This window comes from Streptosporangium sp. NPDC050148 (assembly GCF_055586505.1).
The window spans coordinates 249,068-266,955 of sequence record NZ_JBVJIA010000005.1; the positions used below are offsets into that span (position 1 = coordinate 249,068).

General features: G+C 72.6%; 17 protein-coding genes and 3 tRNA genes. 7 read left to right on the forward strand and 13 right to left on the reverse strand.

The annotated features are described in order from the left end of the window. Nucleotides 1–103: 103 nt before the first annotated feature. Both ACZ6RT_RS07485 and ACZ6RT_RS07490 read right to left on the reverse strand, forming a co-directional pair. On the reverse strand, nucleotides 104–1,783 hold the full coding sequence (locus ACZ6RT_RS07485) for a heparinase II/III domain-containing protein (protein WP_470152567.1): 1,680 nt from the start codon (nucleotides 1,781–1,783) through the stop codon (nucleotides 104–106). A gap of 190 nt (nucleotides 1,784–1,973) precedes the next feature. Further along, nucleotides 1,974–2,960: a GlxA family transcriptional regulator gene (locus tag ACZ6RT_RS07490; protein WP_470152568.1), complete on the reverse strand. Its 987-nt coding sequence runs from the start codon at nucleotides 2,958–2,960 to the stop codon at nucleotides 1,974–1,976. Nucleotides 2,961–3,031: 71 nt separating this feature from the next. Between ACZ6RT_RS07490 and ACZ6RT_RS07495 the strand changes: the two genes are divergently transcribed. After that, on the forward strand, nucleotides 3,032–3,628 hold the full coding sequence (locus tag ACZ6RT_RS07495) for an HD domain-containing protein (protein WP_470152569.1): 597 nt from the start codon (nucleotides 3,032–3,034) through the stop codon (nucleotides 3,626–3,628). Nucleotides 3,629–3,663: 35 nt separating this feature from the next. Here ACZ6RT_RS07495 and ACZ6RT_RS07500 read toward each other — a convergent pair whose 3' ends face one another. The 7 genes from ACZ6RT_RS07500 to ACZ6RT_RS07530 are packed head-to-tail and all read right to left on the reverse strand — an operon-like array spanning nucleotide 3,664 to nucleotide 7,279. Beyond that, nucleotides 3,664–4,104, reverse strand: coding sequence for an antibiotic biosynthesis monooxygenase family protein (locus ACZ6RT_RS07500; RefSeq protein ID WP_470152570.1), 441 nt, complete (start codon nucleotides 4,102–4,104; stop codon nucleotides 3,664–3,666). 51 nt (nucleotides 4,105–4,155) lie between these two features. Then, entirely contained in the window at nucleotides 4,156–4,743 is a 588-nt protein-coding gene (locus ACZ6RT_RS07505) for a hypothetical protein (RefSeq protein ID WP_399186474.1), read from the reverse strand. Nucleotides 4,744–4,748: 5 nt separating this feature from the next. After that, nucleotides 4,749–5,435: a DUF6286 domain-containing protein gene (locus ACZ6RT_RS07510; RefSeq protein ID WP_470152571.1), complete on the reverse strand. Its 687-nt coding sequence runs from the start codon at nucleotides 5,433–5,435 to the stop codon at nucleotides 4,749–4,751. Beyond that, nucleotides 5,432–6,040, reverse strand: coding sequence for an Asp23/Gls24 family envelope stress response protein (locus ACZ6RT_RS07515; protein ID WP_470152572.1), 609 nt, complete (start codon nucleotides 6,038–6,040; stop codon nucleotides 5,432–5,434). Before ACZ6RT_RS07515 ends, ACZ6RT_RS07510 begins: the two co-directional genes overlap by 4 nt. Then, nucleotides 6,037–6,225, reverse strand: a complete 189-nt coding sequence (locus ACZ6RT_RS07520) for a hypothetical protein (RefSeq protein ID WP_344896009.1) — start codon at nucleotides 6,223–6,225, stop codon at nucleotides 6,037–6,039. Before ACZ6RT_RS07520 ends, ACZ6RT_RS07515 begins: the two co-directional genes overlap by 4 nt. Next, nucleotides 6,222–6,791: an Asp23/Gls24 family envelope stress response protein gene (locus ACZ6RT_RS07525; RefSeq protein WP_470152573.1), complete on the reverse strand. Its 570-nt coding sequence runs from the start codon at nucleotides 6,789–6,791 to the stop codon at nucleotides 6,222–6,224. The genes ACZ6RT_RS07520 and ACZ6RT_RS07525 overlap by 4 nt, the downstream gene beginning before the upstream one ends. Continuing rightward, entirely contained in the window at nucleotides 6,788–7,279 is a 492-nt protein-coding gene (locus ACZ6RT_RS07530; RefSeq protein ID WP_470152574.1) for an Asp23/Gls24 family envelope stress response protein, read from the reverse strand. The genes ACZ6RT_RS07525 and ACZ6RT_RS07530 overlap by 4 nt, the downstream gene beginning before the upstream one ends. Nucleotides 7,280–7,522: 243 nt before the next feature. Here ACZ6RT_RS07530 and ACZ6RT_RS07535 point away from each other — a divergent pair, with 243 nt between their 5' ends. After that, nucleotides 7,523–8,299, forward strand: coding sequence for a fumarylacetoacetate hydrolase family protein (locus ACZ6RT_RS07535; protein WP_344894181.1), 777 nt, complete (start codon nucleotides 7,523–7,525; stop codon nucleotides 8,297–8,299). A gap of 28 nt (nucleotides 8,300–8,327) precedes the next feature. Then, nucleotides 8,328–9,659, forward strand: a complete 1,332-nt coding sequence (gene gltX / locus ACZ6RT_RS07540; protein ID WP_399186670.1) for a glutamate--tRNA ligase — start codon at nucleotides 8,328–8,330, stop codon at nucleotides 9,657–9,659. Between the two features lie 90 nt (nucleotides 9,660–9,749). Here gltX and ACZ6RT_RS07545 read toward each other — a convergent pair whose 3' ends face one another. After that, the gene (locus ACZ6RT_RS07545) at nucleotides 9,750–11,414 is read right to left on the reverse strand and encodes a carboxylesterase/lipase family protein (protein ID WP_399186469.1); all 1,665 of its coding nucleotides are present in this window, start codon (nucleotides 11,412–11,414) and stop codon (nucleotides 9,750–9,752) included. Nucleotides 11,415–11,506: 92 nt separating this feature from the next. Next, entirely contained in the window at nucleotides 11,507–13,486 is a 1,980-nt protein-coding gene (locus tag ACZ6RT_RS07550) for a M3 family metallopeptidase (RefSeq protein WP_470152575.1), read from the reverse strand. A 173-nt stretch (nucleotides 13,487–13,659) separates the two neighbouring features. Between ACZ6RT_RS07550 and ACZ6RT_RS07555 the strand changes: the two genes are divergently transcribed. The 4 genes from ACZ6RT_RS07555 (at nucleotide 13,660) to ACZ6RT_RS07570 (ending at nucleotide 15,213) form a co-directional block, all read left to right on the forward strand. Next, a tRNA-Gln gene (locus tag ACZ6RT_RS07555) sits at nucleotides 13,660–13,731 on the forward strand. 64 nt (nucleotides 13,732–13,795) lie between these two features. Further along, nucleotides 13,796–13,871: transfer RNA gene (locus ACZ6RT_RS07560), tRNA-Glu, on the forward strand. 13 nt (nucleotides 13,872–13,884) lie between these two features. Beyond that, nucleotides 13,885–13,957: transfer RNA gene (locus ACZ6RT_RS07565), tRNA-Glu, on the forward strand. Between the two features lie 263 nt (nucleotides 13,958–14,220). Further along, the gene (locus ACZ6RT_RS07570; RefSeq protein ID WP_470152576.1) at nucleotides 14,221–15,213 is read left to right on the forward strand and encodes a redoxin domain-containing protein; all 993 of its coding nucleotides are present in this window, start codon (nucleotides 14,221–14,223) and stop codon (nucleotides 15,211–15,213) included. Nucleotides 15,214–15,305: 92 nt separating this feature from the next. Here the strand turns inward: ACZ6RT_RS07570 and ACZ6RT_RS07575 are convergent, their stop codons facing one another. Next, nucleotides 15,306–17,045, reverse strand: a complete 1,740-nt coding sequence (locus ACZ6RT_RS07575; RefSeq protein WP_470152577.1) for a hypothetical protein — start codon at nucleotides 17,043–17,045, stop codon at nucleotides 15,306–15,308. 80 nt (nucleotides 17,046–17,125) lie between these two features. Next, nucleotides 17,126–17,842: an IclR family transcriptional regulator gene (locus tag ACZ6RT_RS07580; RefSeq protein WP_329085241.1), complete on the reverse strand. Its 717-nt coding sequence runs from the start codon at nucleotides 17,840–17,842 to the stop codon at nucleotides 17,126–17,128. Nucleotides 17,843–17,888: the final 46 nt, after the last annotated feature.

Below are 17,888 nucleotides of genomic sequence, written 5' to 3' on the forward strand. Positions count from 1 at the left end.
GGGAGCGGAGCCGGGAACCGGCGGGACGTCCGGCCGGGTCCGTCAGGACGGCCGGGACCCTCAGAACGGGACAGGCCGAGGCCCTCAGGACAGACCGGGTCCCTCAGGACAGGTCGGCGCCGCGGGCGCGGAGGCTCACCGTGCCCTCGGAGGTCTTCACGGTGACCGTGCCGCCGGAGCAGGAGAGCGACGGGTCGTCGGTGCCGGGTACCACCACGGTCAGCACGGAGGCTCCGGCGGCCGGGGCCACCACCGCGGGGGCGGGGTGCCGTTGCAGGTAGGCCGACGACACCCAGCCCTGGTACGGGTTCTTCGCGCCGCGGACGACCTTCAGCCCGCCGACCGGCCTGCACGACGGCATCGAGACCTGCGCGAGCGTCGCCTTCCACCCCTTCTCGTCCTTCAGCACGACCCGGCCGCCACCGTTCGAGACGACGGAAAGGTCGCGGGAGAAGTGCCAGAGGTTGCCCACCCGCGAGCCCTTGGGGACCGTGTCCAGCACGGCCATCACGTCCCGGCCGTGGCCGACGAGCACCGAACGGGTCCTGGAGACGCCGTAGGCCCTGTCGGTCAGCCGGTAGCTCTGCCGGTCCTGCCCGATCGAGGACCTGCTCAGGGCGGTGGCCGTGCCGCCGCGGAACCGGGCCCCGGCCACCGTCGAGGTGTTGTGCGCCTGGGGGGACATCGTCCAGCGCCGGTAGCCGCTGTTCTCGTACGAGTCGAAGCCCGCGTCGACCAGGACGTCGCGGCCCTGGGCGTAGTAGGTCACGCCCAGGTGGTCCTCGTGGCCGTGGTACTTCATGCCGGGCCCGAAGCGGATGGAGTAGAACGCCGAGCCGGGGTCGTTCCAGGAGGTGCGCCCGTAGACGTAGCCGTTGCCGAACACCCGCACGGTCTTCTTCGGCGCGCTGTAGCCGACCGGCCGCACGTCCGCCCCGCCGTCGCCGATCGGGACCATGTACCCGTTCGGCTGGGTGGAGTGGGAGATGAAGTCCTCCATCGACTCCCAGCGCCGGGAGATCTCCCCGGGCACCGTGAGCCTGCACGCCCGGATGTTGTCCATGGCCACCCGCAGGCGCTCGTACACGTAGATCGCGTAACGCGGGGCCTGCTCGCGCAGCGCGCCCTGGGAGTCCACGTCGAGCTTCACGGTCTCGGTGAGACGCCTGATCGCCAGACCGGACCACTCCTTGCGGCCGTAGCGGCAGCCGATGCCCAGCAGCGCGATGTCCTGGTCGATGCCGTGGTTGTGGCCCTTCTCGTACAGCTTGGGGTTGGACAGCATGGTGGCGTGCTCGGTCAGGCTGCGGGTGAGCCAGCCGGCGTCGACGTGCTTGCTCAGGCAGACCAGCGCGGGCGCGCGCAGCGCGATGGGGTGCTCCTGCCAGGCGTACGGGCTCGTCCTCGCGCCGCCGCGAGGGTTGTCGGCGACCCAGTCCTTGGCGATCTCGACGGCCCGGTCCAGGTACGCCTTGTCGCCGTTGGACTCGTAGTCGGCGACGAGGCGGCCCATCCAGCGCAGCGAGTGGAAGACCATGCTCCACGAGCGGTTGCGGTAGGGATCGGTGCGCCAGTCGACGTTCTTGCCGATCTTCACCGGGGCCAGGTCCAGGAAGCCGAGCCTGCCGCCCATCACGTCCGACCCGGTGGGCGTCGCGGGCAGCCAGTCGCCCTGACACTCCGTGGTGCGTTTCGCGGCCCCGGCCTCGGCGGTGCCGACCGGGACGAGGCAGGTCAGCAGGGAGACCAGGGCAAGAGCGAGTGCTTGTGTGCGGCGGCGCACGCCAGTTCCTTCCGGGTGGAGTCGAGTCGCGTCGTGAGAGCGGATCATGCTGTCCGAATCCCACCAAACCGGTCAAGTCGGGAGGGGTACTTCCAGGGGATCGTTAGCAATTGGATGCGGGTCCCCGCCCGTGGGATCGGTGGGTCCCATGAACCCTACGGGGCCGGTGAGACCTCACGGGCCCCGGGGGTCAGGGGGCCGGGGGCGCGGCGGCTTCCCCTGCCGGGGCGGTGCCGAAGGTCTCCCGGTAGGCGGTGGGGGAGACGCCCACCCGGCGGCGGAAGTGCGGGCGCAGCGCCACCGCCGAGGCGAACCCCACGCTGCGGGCCACCCGCTCCACCGGCTCGCGGGTGGTCTCCAGCAGCCGCTGGGCCTGCAGGACCCGCTGGTGGAGCAGCCACTGGGCCGGGGTGGTGCCGGTGACCGCGCGGAAGCGCCGGTCGAAGGTGCGGCGGCTCATCGCGGCGCGGGCGGACAGGACGTCCACGGTGAGCTCCCGGTCCAGGTGGCGCAGGGCCCATTCGAGGGTCTCGCCGATCGGGTCGCCGGTGGAGGGCGACGGCACCGGATGGTCGATGTACTGCGCCTGGCCGCCCGCCCGGTGCGGCGGCACCACCAGGCCCCTGGCGATCTGGTTGGCCGTCTCCGGGCCGTACGTCCGGCGGACGAGGTGCAGGCACAGGTCGATGCCGGCCGCGCTGCCCGCGGAGGTGAGGACGTCGCCCTCGTCGACGTACAGGACTCCGGGCCGGACCTCGACGCGGGGGTGGGACGCGGCGAGCAGGCCGGTGTAGCGCCAGTGGGTGGTGGCCCCGCGCCCGTCCAGCAGCCCGGCGGCGGCCAGTACGAACGTGCCCAGGCAGAGCCCGACCACGGTCGCCCCCCGCCGATGGGCGCGGCGCAGAGCCTCCAGCGCCTCCGCCGCGGGCGCGGACCCCGACGGGTTCCGCCAGGTGGGCACGACGACGAGGTCGGCGTCGTCGACGGCGCCCAGGTCGTACGGGGCGGCGAGGGTGATCCCGATGTCGGTGCGGACCGGGCCGCCCTCGGCGGAGACGGCCCGGGTGTCGAACTCCGGCAGCCCCGCCCGGCGCTCCCCGAAGACCGCGATCGGCACCGACGCCTCGAACAGCGGGATGCCGTCGAACAGCATCACCGCGACCGTCCGGAAGCTCATGGCGCGATCCTATCGGCCGGTGTCCTTCAGGCCACTCACGGGACGCCCGCCCGTTTCGGCAGGCTGGGGGCATGAGACTCGCCGACATCGTCGTCCCCGACACCCAGGCCGCCCGCGGCGCCCTGGAGGTGGCGACCGCCTACTGCACGTCCGCCCTGCTCAACCACTCCGTCCGCGCCTACCTGTGGGCGGCGGCCTACGGCGCCATGAACGACATCGCCTTCGACGCCGAACTGCTGTACGTGGCGTCGATGCTGCACGACATCGGCCTGGTGGAGGAGTTCGACAGCCACACCGTGCCGTTCGAGGAGGCGGGCGGCCACGTCGCGTGGGTCTTCGCCGCCGGTGCCGGCTGGCCGGTCGAGCGCCGGGTGCGCGCCGCGGAGGTCGTCGTACGCCACATGTGGGACGAGGTGGACCCCGCCAAGGACCCGGAGGGGTACCTGCTGGAACTCTCCACCGCGCTGGACATCTCCGGCCGCAGGCCCGAGGACTTCCCCGCGGAGCTCCGCGCCGAGGTGCTGGGGACCTACCCCCGGGCGGGGATCGGCCCGTACTTCACCATGTGCATCCTGGACCAGGCGCGGCGCAAGCCGGACAGCCAGGCCGGACGGCTGGCCCGGTCCGGGATCGCCGAGCTCATGGCCGCCAACCCCCTGGAGGGGTGAGCCCGGGATCCCGGCAGGGCCGGTCGTGCCGGTGGTCAGGCCCCGGGGGCCGGGCCGGTGCTCTGCACCACCTCGAAGGACCACAGCTCGGCTCCGGTGGCGGCGGGACCCTGGCCGTGCCCGTGTCCCTGGGCGGGACCGTGTCCGTGACCCTGTCCCTGGGCGGGGTCCTGGCCGTGACCGTGTCCCTGCTGCCCCTGCTGCCCCTGCTGCCCCTGCCCCTGGCCCGCGTCGGCCGTGGCCTGGACGTGGCCCCGCTGGAAGGCCTGGCTCTCGGTCCAGCGCTTGAAGTCCTCCTCCGAACGCCAGCGGGTGTAGACCAGGTAGCGGTCGGTGCCGTCCACCGGCCGGAGCAGCTCGAACCACTCGAATCCGTCGGCGGACTCGACGACCCCTGCCCGTCCGGAGAAGCGGCGCTCCAGCTCCTCGCGCATCTCCGCGGACACCGTCAGGGCGTTGATCTTCACGACCGGCACATCGTCTCCTCGAGGTGGTGGGTTCCCGACCACTCTATGATCGGCGCCCCCTCAGGCGAGGGTCCTGCGGGGGTGTGGCGCGTCCTGCACGCTCACCCGGGCGACGGCGGGCATGTCCGGGCTCTCCAGGGCCTGGCGCATGTGCGGCAGCACCACCTCGCCCAGCTGCTCGCGGACCGCGCTCATCGGCGCGTCCCCGGCCAGGGTCACCCGTACCCGTACGCAGGGGTCCCGTTCCGTGCCGACCATCGTGGTGGTGGCGCCCAGGATCGCGGGGTGCGCGCCCGCCTCCGCCGACGCCGCGTCGGTCACGCCGCCGGTGTCGACCTCGGTCACCCCGGCCGGGCCGCCGTCCAGCCGCATGGTGTCCAGGCTGCGGCGGCGCCCCTGGACCAGCAGCCAGCGCAGCCCGAACAGGGCGAGCACGATCCCACCGGCCGCGATCACCCACCGGAGCGACGGGTCGTAGCGGGCGAACGCCGCGCGCATCGGCTCGTCGACGAGCGGAGCCCGGGCCGGTGCCGCGTCCTGCGGGAACGCCCCGGCTCCGCGCGCGATCACCAGCGCCGACAGCGCGAGCAGCGCCAGCCCGACGAGGAGCAGTCCCAGCCGGTTGCCCCGGGCGGTCGTGTCGTTCACGGTGCTCACCTGCCTCGCAGCCGCACGCGGACGGAGTGCCTCCGGACGGGGGAGAACGCGTCGATCCGCGCGTTGACCGCCTCCCGTACGACGTCGCCCAGACCGGTGACGTCCCGCGTTCCGGCGTCGGCCCGCACGCGCACGGTCCTGCCCAGCAGCCGCACCCGGGCGCGGTCGACACCCGGCACCGCCTCGGCGGCGCGGGCCAGCGACCGGGCGAACCCCCGGCGCTGCACGCCGACGAGCAGTTTCCTGGTCCCGGTCCTGACCGGGACGAGCGTGGGCCGTCCCGGCACGATCGCGAGCAGGACCAGCAGCAGGCCCAGCAGGCCGGTCAGGCCCGCGCCCGCCATCACCCGCGGGTCGCTCCACGGTGTGGACGAGGCCCAGGGAAGGATCCGGTCGTAGGGCACCAGGCGGAGCGGGCGGTTCAGCAGCGCGGAGACGACCTCCAGCGCCACGAGGAGGCCGAGCGCCGTCATCAGCAGGGCCGTGATCACCGAGGGGATCACCCGGCGCGGACGGAACGCCCTGACCGCCGCGCGGTCCGCCGAGGCGTTCCTCGGCACCGCGCCGGTCGCCTGCGACGCGGGCGGTTCCGCGATCTCCGCGCCGGGTGCGGTCGTCGTCCCCGGGTCCGGTCCCGCCGCCTCGGGGACGGGGCCGGGCCCGCCGGACGTGCGGGTGGTCATCCGCGCTCCCCGTGGAAGGCGTGAGCCGCGGTGGACCCGGTGCCTTCAGTGCTCCCTGCGCTCCCTGCGCTCCCGGTGCTCCCGGTGGTCTCGGCGGTCTCGACGGCGCGGGGGCGGCGGGCGGCCGCGCCGGTCCCGGTCAGGGTCACGTTGGTGACGTCGATGTCGATGTGGCCGACGTACAGGCCGGTCAGGGCCATGATCCGCTCGGCCACGTGGCTCCTGACCTGCTGGGCCACCTCGCGGAGCGGGGCCGGGTAGTCCACCGTCACGTCCAGGCGGAGGGTGGTGAGCTCACCGTCCACGGTGGCGCGGGTACCGCCCCGGAAGGACAGCGGCCCCCGCTCGCCGACCTTCCGTACCCGTGCCACCTCTCCGGCCGCGCGGGTCGCGATGCGCGACACCACCCGATCGGATATGTCGGTCCTGCCGCGCTGCTCCGCCGGTACGGCCGGACGGCCGGACACGGTGGACGGCGCGGACCGGCCCGTCCGTTCCGGGACACCGCCCGGCCCGTCACCGGAGAGGGTCCCGGGTTCCGCGGGTTCCGCGGAGCCCTGGGTCGCCCGGCCGGGCACGGGACGGTGTTCGACCGGGGTGCTCATCGCCGCCTCGCCGCCAGCCTGGACAGGTCGATCTGCCCGCTCTCCGCCAGACGGCCGATCATGAATCCGATCGCGCCCAGCACCAGGACCAGCAGGAACGCCGACAGCCCGCCGAAGGCCCCGGCGAATCCGAGCAGGATGCCGGCCACCGTGCCGAGCACCGACCAGATGGGGAAACCGTTCATGTCACACCTCCGATATGGACGTTCACCGGCCGGTCGCCCGCCATCGGGGCGACCGCCGCGCGCACCTCTTCGGCGATCTCCGGCAGCGGGCGTCCCAGCCTGACGACGATGGAGACCTCCACCTCGTCCTCGCGCAGCGCGACACCGGGCATCATCTCGCCGGGCATGTAGGTCGCCACCGTCCCGAACGGGCCGCCGGACAGGTCGACGACGTCGGGACAGCGCCGTACCGCGTCGGCCATCCCGCGGGCGAGGGCCGCCGCGCGGTGGACGGCATCCTGCGAGACGTCCCCCGTTCCCGGCCCGACCTCGGCCGCAGGTCCGTCCTCCCCGTTCCGCGGGCCCGCGGCACCCCCCGGTCCGGCGATCCCCTGCCCGGCGATCCCCTGCCCGGCCGTCCGTGCGGATCCGTACGCGGGCGCGGGCGGCTCGTGGGCCGAGAGCCCGGGATCGGGTACGGCCGTGCGGCGGGCCGAGGGCCCGGGATCGGGTGCGGGCACGGCCGTGCGGCCGGCCTCGTGCGGACCGCGGGCGGGTCCCGGCGCTCCGGGGACGGGGTCGCTCACTGGACGCGCGGCTCCGGCTCGGGCGACTCCTCCGTCCCGTCCCCCTGGCCGGGCATGTGGACGTCGGAGACCTTGATGTTGACCTCGGTGACCTCCAGGCCGCACATCCGCTCGACCGCCGTGATCACGTTGCGGCGTACCGCGCCGGCCAGGTCGGGGATGGACATGCCGTACTCGACGACCAGTTCGAGGTCGGCGGCGGCCTGCCGCTCGCCCACCTCGACCGAGACCCCCTGCGTGACGCTCTTCTCGGCGCCCACCATGCCGCGCATCGCGCCGAAGGCGCGCGCCGTGCCCGCGCCCATGTTGTGCACGCCCTGGATCTCCCGGGCCGCCAGGCCCGCGATCTTCGCGACCACGCCGCTCTCGATGGTGGTGGTCCCCTTGGGGGTGACCAGCCCACTCTGCATTCCGGAACTGTCGGTGCGAGCCCGGGGCACCGTCGCCTCGCCGCCCTGGGGCCTGTTCACCGTGCTGGCTTCAGTCACGTCCGTTCCCTCCCCCGAGAGAGGACCGCGCCGGTCCCCGATGGTGCTATAGCCGGTAATACCCCCCATATGGCACACAACCAGGACATACCTATTCTTAGAGTAATCCTGGCGGTATCTGGAAAATAGGATTTATCTATATTTTTGGTTGTATATGGGTTGTGGTGTCGCCGGTCCGGGTGGGCGTCCGCCCGGAGACGGGCACGGTCCTGCGGGACCCGGAGCGCGACTAGCCTTGTCCGTGTGCGTATAGCGAGGTTCTCCACAGGAGACGGTGTCGGGTTCGGGGTGGTCGAGGGCGGCCCCGGGGAGGAGTTCGTCGCCGGCATCTCCGGCCATCCCTTCGGGCCGATCCAGTTCACCGGGGAGCGGTTCTCGCTCTCCCAGGTGAAGCTGATCGCCCCCATGCTGCCCAGCAAGGTCGTGGCGATCGGCAGGAACTACGCCGACCACGCCAAGGAGATGGGCGGGGAGGTGCCGGACGAGCCGCTGGTCTTCCTCAAGCCGTCCACGTCGGTGATCGGCACGGGTGAGGCCATCGCCTACCCGACGGCGCTCTCCCAGCGGGTCGACTACGAGGGCGAGCTGGCCGTGGTGATCGGCAGGCTCTGCCGGGAGGTCCCCCGCGAGCGGGCGCACGAGGTGATCTTCGGCTACACCTGCGCCAACGACGTCACCGCGCGGGACCTGCAGAAGAAGGACGTCCAGTTCACCCGGGCCAAGGGCTTCGACACGTTCTGCCCGCTCGGCCCGTGGATCCAGACCGAGCTCGACCCGTCCGACGTCGCCATCGTCACCTCGGTGAACGGCGAGGTCCGCCAGAGCTCGCGCACCTCCAAGCTCATGTACGACATCCCCGCGCTGATCGCCCACGTGAGCGCGGTCATGACGCTGATCCCCGGCGACGTCATCCTGACCGGCACCCCCGAGGGGGTCGGCCCGCTCAGCGTCGGCGACGAGGTCAGCGTCTTCGTCGAAGGAATCGGCACTCTCAGCAACCGGGTGGTCCCCCGTGATTAGGGTTCGCTTCGCCCCCTCGCCGACCGGCATGTTCCATGTCGGCGGTGCCCGCTCCGCGCTGTTCAACTGGGCCCTGGCCGAGCAGGCCGGAGGCCGGTTCGTCCTGCGCATCGAGGACACCGACGCCGCGCGCAACCGGCCCGAGTGGACCGAGGGCATCATCTCGGCGCTCGCCTGGATCGGTGTCAACGACACCCATCCGGCCTTCGAGGGCCCCTACTTCCAGTCCTCGTACGAGAAGCAGCACCGCGAGGCCGTGGCCACGCTGCTCGCCGACGGCCGCGCCTACCACTGCGGGTGCACCCGGGACGAGGTCAAGGCCCGTACCGGCTCCGAGCACCAGGGCTACGACGGCTTCTGCCGCGACCGCGGCCTGGCCGAGGGCGCGGTCCGCTTCCGCACCCCCGACGAGGGCGTCACCGTGATCCAGGACCTGGTCCGCGGCACGGTGGAGTTCCCCAACGCCGCGATGGAGGACTTCGTCGTCGCCCGCGGCGACGGATCGCCGCTGTTCGTCCTGGCCAACGTCGTCGACGACGTGGAGATGCGGATCAGCCACGTGGTCCGCGCCGAGGAGCACCTGTCCAACACCCCCAAGCAGCAGCTGCTCTGGGACGCGCTCGGCGTCACCCCGCCGATCTGGGCGCACGTGCCGGTGATCGTCAACGAGAAGCGCCAGAAGCTGTCCAAGCGCCGCGACAAGGTCGCCCTGGAGTCCTACCGCGACGAGGGCTACCTGGCCGAGGCGATGGTCAACTACCTGATGCTGCTCGGCTGGGGGCCCGGCGACGACCGGGAGATCATGCCCTGGTCGGAGATGGTGCCGCTGTTCAGGCTCCAGGACGTCAACCCCTCCCCGGCGTTCTTCGACGAGAAGAAGCTCCGCGCGTTCAACGGCGAGTACATCCGGGCGCTGCCCCTGGCGGAGTTCGTCTCCCGCTGCGACCCCTGGCTGGAGCCCGGCTGGGACCGCGAGGTCTTCGCGAAGGTCGCCGAGCTCGCCCAGACCCGCATCGCGGTCCTGTCGGAGATCACGGCGAACGTCGACTTCCTCTTCCTGGACGAGCCCGTCTTCGACCAGGCGTCCTGGGACAAGGCCATGAAGAACTCCGCGGTGGAGATCCTCACCGGCTACCTGGCCCGGCTGGAGACCGTCGCGATGGACCCCGACTCGCTCAAGACCGCCCTGGAGGAGGTCGGCACCGAGCACGGTCTCAAGCTCGGAAAGGCCCAGGCCCCCGTACGGGTGGCCGTCACCGGCCGGACCGTGGGCCTGCCGCTGTTCGAGTCGATCGAGGTCCTCGGCCGCGAGCGCACCGCGGAGCGCCTGCGCGCCGCCCTCGCCAGGCTCGGGGCCTGACCGGGCGGACCGACCCGAGCCGGTGAGGCCCGGGACCCGGCCGTCCGTCGGGTCCCGGGCCTCACCGCTTCCACGGGCTCCCGCGCTTCCTCAGGAGGGGGAGCCGGAACGGCGCGCGTCCGGCGTTCCCCGCTCGGCGAGGCCGTCCCAGAAGGCGAGCCGGTGCGCCGCGCCGCGGTCGAACGGCCCGACGCCGCCCCGGCCCAGGGCCAGCTCCTGCACGTACGGGGTGCCGTCCGAGGGGCGCACCCGCGGCCACGCGGGCAGGCCCGGCCGGTTCGGGTCGCCGGTCGCGGCGAACCGGGACCAGTAACCGATCATCACGTCACCGAGCCGTCGCTGCTCGGCGGTGAGCGGGGCGGACGTCCAGCCGGCCCCGAACAGGAACGTCAGCTCCGAGCCGTGCGAGGCCAGCGGCTCGACCCCGTTCGGCAGCGGGAACAGCACGGGGGCGGTGCGGTCGGTGAACTCGTAGGAGAACGTCGGCACGTACCGGGCGAACATCAGGTCGGTGTCGCGGGCCGGCCACGCCCAGTCCAGGTCGCTCATCACGGCCGCCAGCGCCTGCAGGGGCGAGCCGCCGTGGGCGGCCGGCGGGTACTGGGCCAGCACCGCGGCCCCGGCGGCGCCGAACCTCTCGGTGAGGGTCGCCTCGTACTGCTCGGCCGTCATCGGCGGGAACATGAGCGAGGTGAACAGCGTGCCCTCGTCCCGGGTGACGCCCGTCAGCACCGGCACCCGGTGGAAGCGGCCCTCGTGCAGGACCCTGGCGGGGTCCTCGGGCAGCACCGCGTTGCCGTACCCCGGCAGCGGGAGGGGCTGCAGGGCGAGCAGGTCGGCCACGGGCCTGCCGCGCAGGCAGGCGAGCGCGGTGTCCGGGTCGGTGCAGCCCGCCGTGGCGGCCAGGATCTGCCCGTACCCCTCGTGGGCCGCGCGGGGCACCCAGAGCGGCACGTCCATCAGCGGACGCGGCCTGCGGTCCGCGGAGTCGCCCGTCCGGCACGGGCTGCTCTGGGCGATCGCCCGGTGGAACAGCCCCGCCGCCGAGGGGGAGGCGAGCTGCGCGCACACCGAGTGCGAACCGGCGGACTCGCCGAACAGGGTGACGTTGCCCGGGTCGCCGCCGAACGCCGAGGCGTTGCGCCGCACCCACCGCAGGGCCGCCTGCTGGTCCTCGATCCCGAAGGCCCCGGAGTCCTCCATCCCGGGATGCCCGAAGAACCCGAAGATCCCCAGCCGGTAGTTGACGGTCACCACCACGACGTCGCCCCGCACGGCCAGCCTGCGGGCGTCGTACTCGCTGCCCGCGCCCCTGGTGAGGCCCCCGCCGTGCAGCCACACCATCACCGGCCGGGGCCGCTTCACGTGCCCGCGCGCCGGGACGGTCACGTTGAGGTAGAGGCAGTCCTCGGTGTCGCTCGCCGGCAGCCCCCAGACGTCGGCGACCTGCGCGCACCGGCCACCGGGCGCGGTGGCGTCGCGCACGCCCGGCCACGGCGTGACCGGCCGCGGGGAGCGCCAGCGCAGGTCCCCGACCGGCGGCGCGGCGTACGGGATGCCCTGGAAGAGCCGGTGGTCGGCGGCGGCCGTGCCCCGTACCAGGCCGGCGTCGGTGCGGACGGTCGCGTTCCCGCCGGCCGTCCCGGCCGCCCCTGTCGCCTCCGTCCGGGCCACGGCCGGGCTCGCGGTGCCCAGCAGGGCACCGGTGAGGAGGGCGACGAGCGCGACGCCCGTCCTGTTCCATGCTCGTGTCATTGTCCGATCATGACGCCTTCGTACGGATGGCGCATGGGATGTGCGTCCCCGGCCGGGGTGAGGTTTCCCCCACCCCGGCCGGGGAGGCAAGGTCACGCCTGCAGGCCCCGGCGCTCCAGCAGCGGCTCGATGCGCGGGTCACGCCCGCGGAAGGCGCGGAAGGCGTCCATCACGTCCCGGGAGCCTCCCACCGACAGCAGGGTGGAGCGGAAGTGGTCGCCGTTCTCGCGCCTGAGGCCGCCGTTCTCCTCGAACCAGCCGACGCTCTCGGCGTCGAGCACCTCGCTCCAGATGTAGGAGTAGTAACCGGCGCTGTAGCCGCCCACCCCGCTGGAGAAGATGTGCGCGAAGTAGGAGGTCCGGTAGCGGGAGCGGACCAGGTCGAAGGCGATCCCGGCGCGCTCCAGGGCGGCGGTCTCGAACGCCTCGGCGTCCTCGACGGTCTCGCCCGCGGCCAGCTTGTGCCAGGCCCAGTCGAGCAGCGTGGCCGCGAGGTACTCCACCGTGGCGAAGCCCTGGTTGAACTTCTCGGCCGCCCGCATCTTCTCCAGCAGCTCCGCGGGCACCGGCTCGCCGGTCTCGTGGTGCCTGGCGAAGTTGGCCAGGATCGACGGCCAGGTGGCCCACATCTCGTTGACCTGCGAGGGGTACTCCACGAAGTCGCGCGGCACCTCGGTACCGGAGACCCGGGGGAAGCGCACGTCCGAGAACAGGCCGTGCAGGGCGTGGCCGAACTCGTGGAAGGCGGTGTTGACCTCGTCGAAGGTCAGCAGGGTGGGACCCTCGGCAGGCTTGGTGATGTTGAGGTTGTTGATCACCACGGGCAGCTCGTCGAACAGGTGCGACTGGTTCACCAGGCTGTTCATCCAGGCGCCGCCGCGCTTGGAGGGCCGGGCGTACGGGTCGAGCAGGAACAGGCCCATCGGCGAGCCGTCGGCGTCGAACACCTCGTGGACCCGTACGTCCGGGTGGTAGCCGGCCAGGTCCTCGCGGAGGGAGAAGGTGATGCCGTACAGCTCACCGGCCGCGTGGAAGATCCCGTCGCGCAGCACCCGGTCCAGCTCGAAGTAGGGCCGCAGGTCGCCGCCGTCGAAGTCGTACCTGGCCTTGCGCACCCGCTCGGCGTAGAAGGACCAGTCCCACGGCTCCAGCGGGAGACCGGCCTCCCGGCCCAGCTCCTCGGCCTCCCTGCGGGCGTTGGCCACCGCCGGGCCCACCAGCCTGCCGAGCATCTCCTCGACGGCGCCGGTGGTCTTGGCCGTCTGGTCGGCGACCGTGTAGGCGGCGTGGCTGGGATAGCCCAGCAGGGCGGCCCGCTCGGCGCGGAGCTCGGCCATCCTGGCCGCCAGGGGCAGGTTCTCCAGGGCCCGGCCGACCGACAGCTCGTACAGCCTCCTGCGGGTCTCCCGGTCGGTCAGCTCGGCCAGCGCGGGCTGGTTGGTGTGGTTGAACAGCGGCAGCACGTAGCGGCCGTCCTTCTCCAGGGCCTTGATCGTGCTTTCCGGGAGCCCGTCCAGGAGCGCGGGGTCCTCGACGACCAGCGCGGAGGCCGTGGAGGCCGCCAGCAGGTTCTGGGTGAAGGAGGTGGAGAGCCGGGTCAGCTCCTCGTTCAGCCGCCTGAGCCGCTCCTGCTCGGGCTCGGACAGGTCGGCGCCGGCCCTGACGAAGTCGACGCGGTACTTCTCCAGCAGCCACGCCTCCTCGGGGTCGTCGGTGGTGACCCGCCTGATCCGGTCGTACAGGGCGCGGTTCAGCCTGATGGCGTCACCGTGCCGGGTCAGCCTGGGCAGGATCTCGGTCTCGATCCGCCGGATGCCGTCGGTGGTGTCGGAGGCGGCGATCGTCATGAAGACGATCGAGGTACGCCGCAGGATCCGGCCGGAACGCTCCAGCGCCTCGATCGTGTTGGCGAACGTCGGCGGCTCCGGGTCGTCCGTGATCTCACGCACCTCGCGCAGCTGGTCGGCCATGCCGCGCTCGAACGCCGGGAGGTAGTGCTCCTCCCTCACCTGGGCGAACGGCGGGAGCCTGTACGGCAGCTCACTGAGGGCGAAGAACGGGTTCTCGACCAAGACGGAAACTCCTCACGGGTGGACGGATCTCTCCAGCAGCGTCGCACAGCGGCCTTCGCGGCGGCAGCCCGGTGATACCGCGATCCGGCCGCGGGTAATCGTTTTGGTCTTGACCCCCAACCTGGGCTATTCTTTCGGAGTCGCCAGCGAGCCCCGCAAGGGGTCCGGTGCGGTGGGGTATGGTGTAATTGGCAACACGGCTGATTCTGGTTCAGTTGTTCTAGGTTCGAGTCCTGGTACCCCAGCTGCATCTTCTTTTTCGAAGATGCCGCAGATTCGGTCCCCTCCGAATCTGATGACAGTGTGTAGGGTCCCGTCGTCTAGTGGCCCAGGACGCCGCCCTCTCAAGGCGGTAGCGCCGGTTCGAATCCGGTCGGGACTACCACTGTCTCTCGCAAGGCTCCGTCGTCTAGTGGCCTAGGACGCCGCCCTCTCAAGGCGGTAGCGCCGGTTCGAATCCGGTCGGGGCTACATCGCGAACCCCCGGAAGCAATGGCTTCCGGGGGTTTTTCGTGTTCCCGGCGTTCGTTTTCTTCTCCTCGCGGTCGGATCGCGGCCAGATCATGGCCGGGTGACGGTCGGATCATGGCAGGGTGGCGGCCGCTTCACGATCACGGTCGCGTCACGCTCCCGTGACCCCGGGTGTCCTTCACCGTCCTTTTCCGTGACCCCCCTTGCTTGGATAGCGCAACTGTCCAATGATTGGAGAGCGTCACTATCCAATGGGGGAAGAAATGATCACTTTGCTGGTGGACGGACACGAGGAGCGGATCACCGGGCCGATCCTCCCGCACGGGGAGCCCGTCCTCGGCTGGGAGCGCAAGCCGTACGGCTGGTGCCGCGGCGACGCGTGCATCCCCGCCTTCCGCGCCGCCGCGGCCGAGACCGGCGAGGGCGTCGACCTGGTGGCCTTCGCCGGGCTGCTCGGCAGGCAGGCGGTCGCCGACCCGGACGAGGGGCTGATCGCCGTCGGCGAGCCCGCCGACCTCCCGCCGGGCAGGGCGCCGGAGTTCGAGGCGCTGACCGCGCTGCGCGGCACCAGGGTCGCCGTGGTCTTCTGGGCCTCGTGGTGCGGCTGCCGCTACGACCTGCCCGCCTGGGAGGCCCTGCACCGGGAGCTGGGCGGGTACGGCTTCAGCGTGCTCAGCGTCTCCCTCGACCGCGACCCCGAGGCCGCCCGCGAGTGGCTCGCCGAGGTCACCCATCCGGCGGTGGTCGACACCGACGGCCGCATCGCCGAGCTCTACAACGTGATCAACGTGCCGACCGTGGTCTGGGTCGACGCCGAGGGCCGGATCGCCCGTCCCCAGGACACCATGACGGCCACCGACACCTTCCGCTCGATGAACGGCCTGTCCTGTGAGCGGGCCGTCGCGGCCCTGCGCCGATGGGTGATCGACGGCGACGCCGGGACGACCTCCCGCGAGCTGCGCGCCCCCACCGACGAGGAGCGGCGGGCCCGGCTGCACGCGCGCCTGGCCACCTGGCTGTTCCGCGCCGGGCGCACGGCCGCCGCCGAGCGTCACCTCGAACGGGCCGCCGCCCTCGCCCCGCACGACCTCGCCATCCGCCGGGGGCTCATGCCGCTCAACGGCGTCGACCCGTTCGGCGAGCGCTACTTCGCGCTCCGCGAGGAGCTGGAGGCCGCGGGAATCGCGATCTACCGGCCGCTTCCCGACTGGCAGGGTGACGAGGAGCCCGCCGCCGGAGCCACGGGACCCTCCTGAAGCGCCGGGGAGCCGTACGGACGAGGACGCGGCGAACCCGGCGGGGAAGAAGGGGCCGGCCCCCGCCAGGAGCCGGTCCCTCGCGTCCGGGACTAGTTCTGGCCGGACCGGGCCTTGAACAGGGCCCGCTTGGCGGCCTTGCCCACCTGCTTGTCGGGGTGGGCCTTGCCGATCGCCTCCAGGAGCTCCTCCAGGTGCGGGTGCGGCACCTTCCAGATCACGTCCAGCAGGTTGACCAGGTTCGGCACGTTGCCGATGTCGTCCAGGCTGCTGACGAACTCCGGGCGGCCCAGGCCGGCGGAGATGGTCAGCATGTCGAGGATCAGCCAGTGGGTGTCGGCCTGGGTGGGCGGGGGAGCGTCCTCGACGCCGAGCTGGGCCAGGTGGGTGGCGGCGTACGGACGCAGGGAGGGCTCGTCCAGGGCCTCCCGCCACGCGGGCGCGGCCACCTCGCCGAGCGAGCCGACCATGCTGGCCGCCTGCACCCGGATCAGCGCGTCCGCGTCGTCCTCGGCCGCGGCCTCCAGCAGGTCCCTGGCGGCCTGTTCGGGGGCGCGCAGCTCCATCCAGGCGGCGAACTCGGCGTCGGCCTCCTCCTCGGGCAGCTCGGCGCCGAAGGAGAGCAGGTCCAGGGCGGTCATCGCGTCGATGGCGGGCCGGGCGTCCAGCTCGATGTCGGCCTCGTCGGCCAGGTGGACCACGCCCTCCATGCCGAGCGGCGTCAGCCGGACCTGGTCGTGCTCGACCTCGACCATGCCGTAGCCGGTCAGCCAGTCGAGCACCGGGTTGAGCGGGTCGCCGTAGCGCTCGGTGGCCGCGGCCCAGGCCTCGGCGCCCAGGTCGTCGTACTCGGCGGCGGCCTCGGCGAGCTCGGTGCGGAGCTCGGCGAGCGGCTTGGAGCCGGTCGCCAGCAGCACCCGGATGAGCAGCGCCCTGGTCAGCCCGGACAGGGCGATCGTGGCCTCCTCGTCGTCCAGCTCGGGGTCGCCGTAGTCGATGGAGTGCAGGCCGGCCATCCACGCGTCGAGGGCGTCGTCGTCCTCCTCGAAGGGCCACTCGGCGGTGTCGGGGTCGACGCTGACGGTGTCCTCCCCCTCGGGCTGGAGGAAGTCGAGGTCGATCGCGAGGTTCCAGACGTTCCACAGGGCCGGGACGGAGTCGGCCAGCGTGGCGCCGTTCGTCCGCGGGACCGGGAAGCCGAGGACCCCCAGGGCCTCGGTGATCTCGGCGTCGCTCAGCAGGCTGGTCTCGCCGACCCTGCGCTCGGTCCCGACCCAGACCGCGAGGTCGCGGGCCTTGGCGATCAGGACCGTCTTGCGGGTGGCGGCGGCCAGCTCGGAGTCGGGACGCAGCCTGATCGTCGGCAGCTCGGCGAGCTCGTCGGCGAACGGCTCGAAGTCGCCGAGCCCCTCGGTCTCCTCCTCGTCGTAGTCCTCCTCCTCGTCCTCCTCGACGACGAGCTCCTCCATGGCGTCGACGAAGTCGTCCTCCAGGGCGTCGAGCTCGGCGAGCAGGTCCTCCAGGGAGGACGAGCCCCTGGCCAGGCGGCCGGAGTCGGCCAGGAAGGTCAGGTAGGCGCGGATCGCGGGGACCATGCCGTCGGCCGCCGCGTCGGGATCCTCGACGACCTGGGGCATCCGGTCGAGCAGGACCGTGCGCAGATCGGACCGCTTCCACCGGCCCACGTCGTCGGAGGCGATCAGCCGGTGCCACAGCGCGACAGAGCCCACCAGGCCGGAGTCGCTGCCGGGCGCGTTCTCACGCGCCCAGAGGATGAAGTTCTGGAGCAGGGGACGCAGTTCAGCCGCGGCTGCCTCGATGCGATCTGTCACCTTCCCAGCCTAGGGGGCGGCAGGGGTGCTCGCCTCCTCATATCGCCCCCTGGAGGGGCCGTATCGGCGTCGGTTCGGCGTCAGTTCGCCCGGCGCATCGACTCGGTGATCCTTTCGGCGGCGGTGACCACCGGGGCGGCGTGCAGGCGGCCCGGGGTCCGGGTCAGGCGCTCGATCGGCCCGGAGACCGAGACCGCGGCCACGACCTTGCCCCCGGCCCCCCTGATCGGCGCCGAGACGCTGGCCACGCCCTGCTCGCGCTCGCCGACGCTGTGCGCCCAGCCCCTGCGCCGCACGCTCGCCAGGGTGGCGGCGGTGAACTTGGCCCCGCGCAGGCCCCGGTGCAGGCGGTCCGGCTCCTCCCAGGCGAGCAGGATCTGCGCCGCGGACCCGGCGAGCATCGGCAGCGCCGAGCCGACCGGCACGGTGTCGCGCAGCCCGCTGGCCCGCTCGGCGGCGGCCACGCAGACCCGCTCGTCCCCCTGGCGCCGGTACAGCTGCGCGCTCTCCCCGGTCAGGTCCCGCAGCTGGGTCAGCACCGGCGAGGCGACGGCCAGCAGGCGGTCCTCGCCCGCGGCCGTGGACAGCTCCGACAGGCGCGGTCCCAGCACGAACCGGCCCTGCGTGTCGCGGGAGACGATGCGGTGGTGCTCCAGCGCCACGGCCAGGCGGTGGGCGGTGGGCCGGGCCAGGCCGGTGGCCTGGACGAGCTGTGCGAGGGAGGCGGGCCCCGCTTCGAGGGCGTTGAGCACGAGGACGGCCTTGTCGAGTACGCCGACTCCGCTAGAGTTGTCCATACACCGATACTGCCGTCTCGACATATGAGAAAGCAAGTGGGTGTGG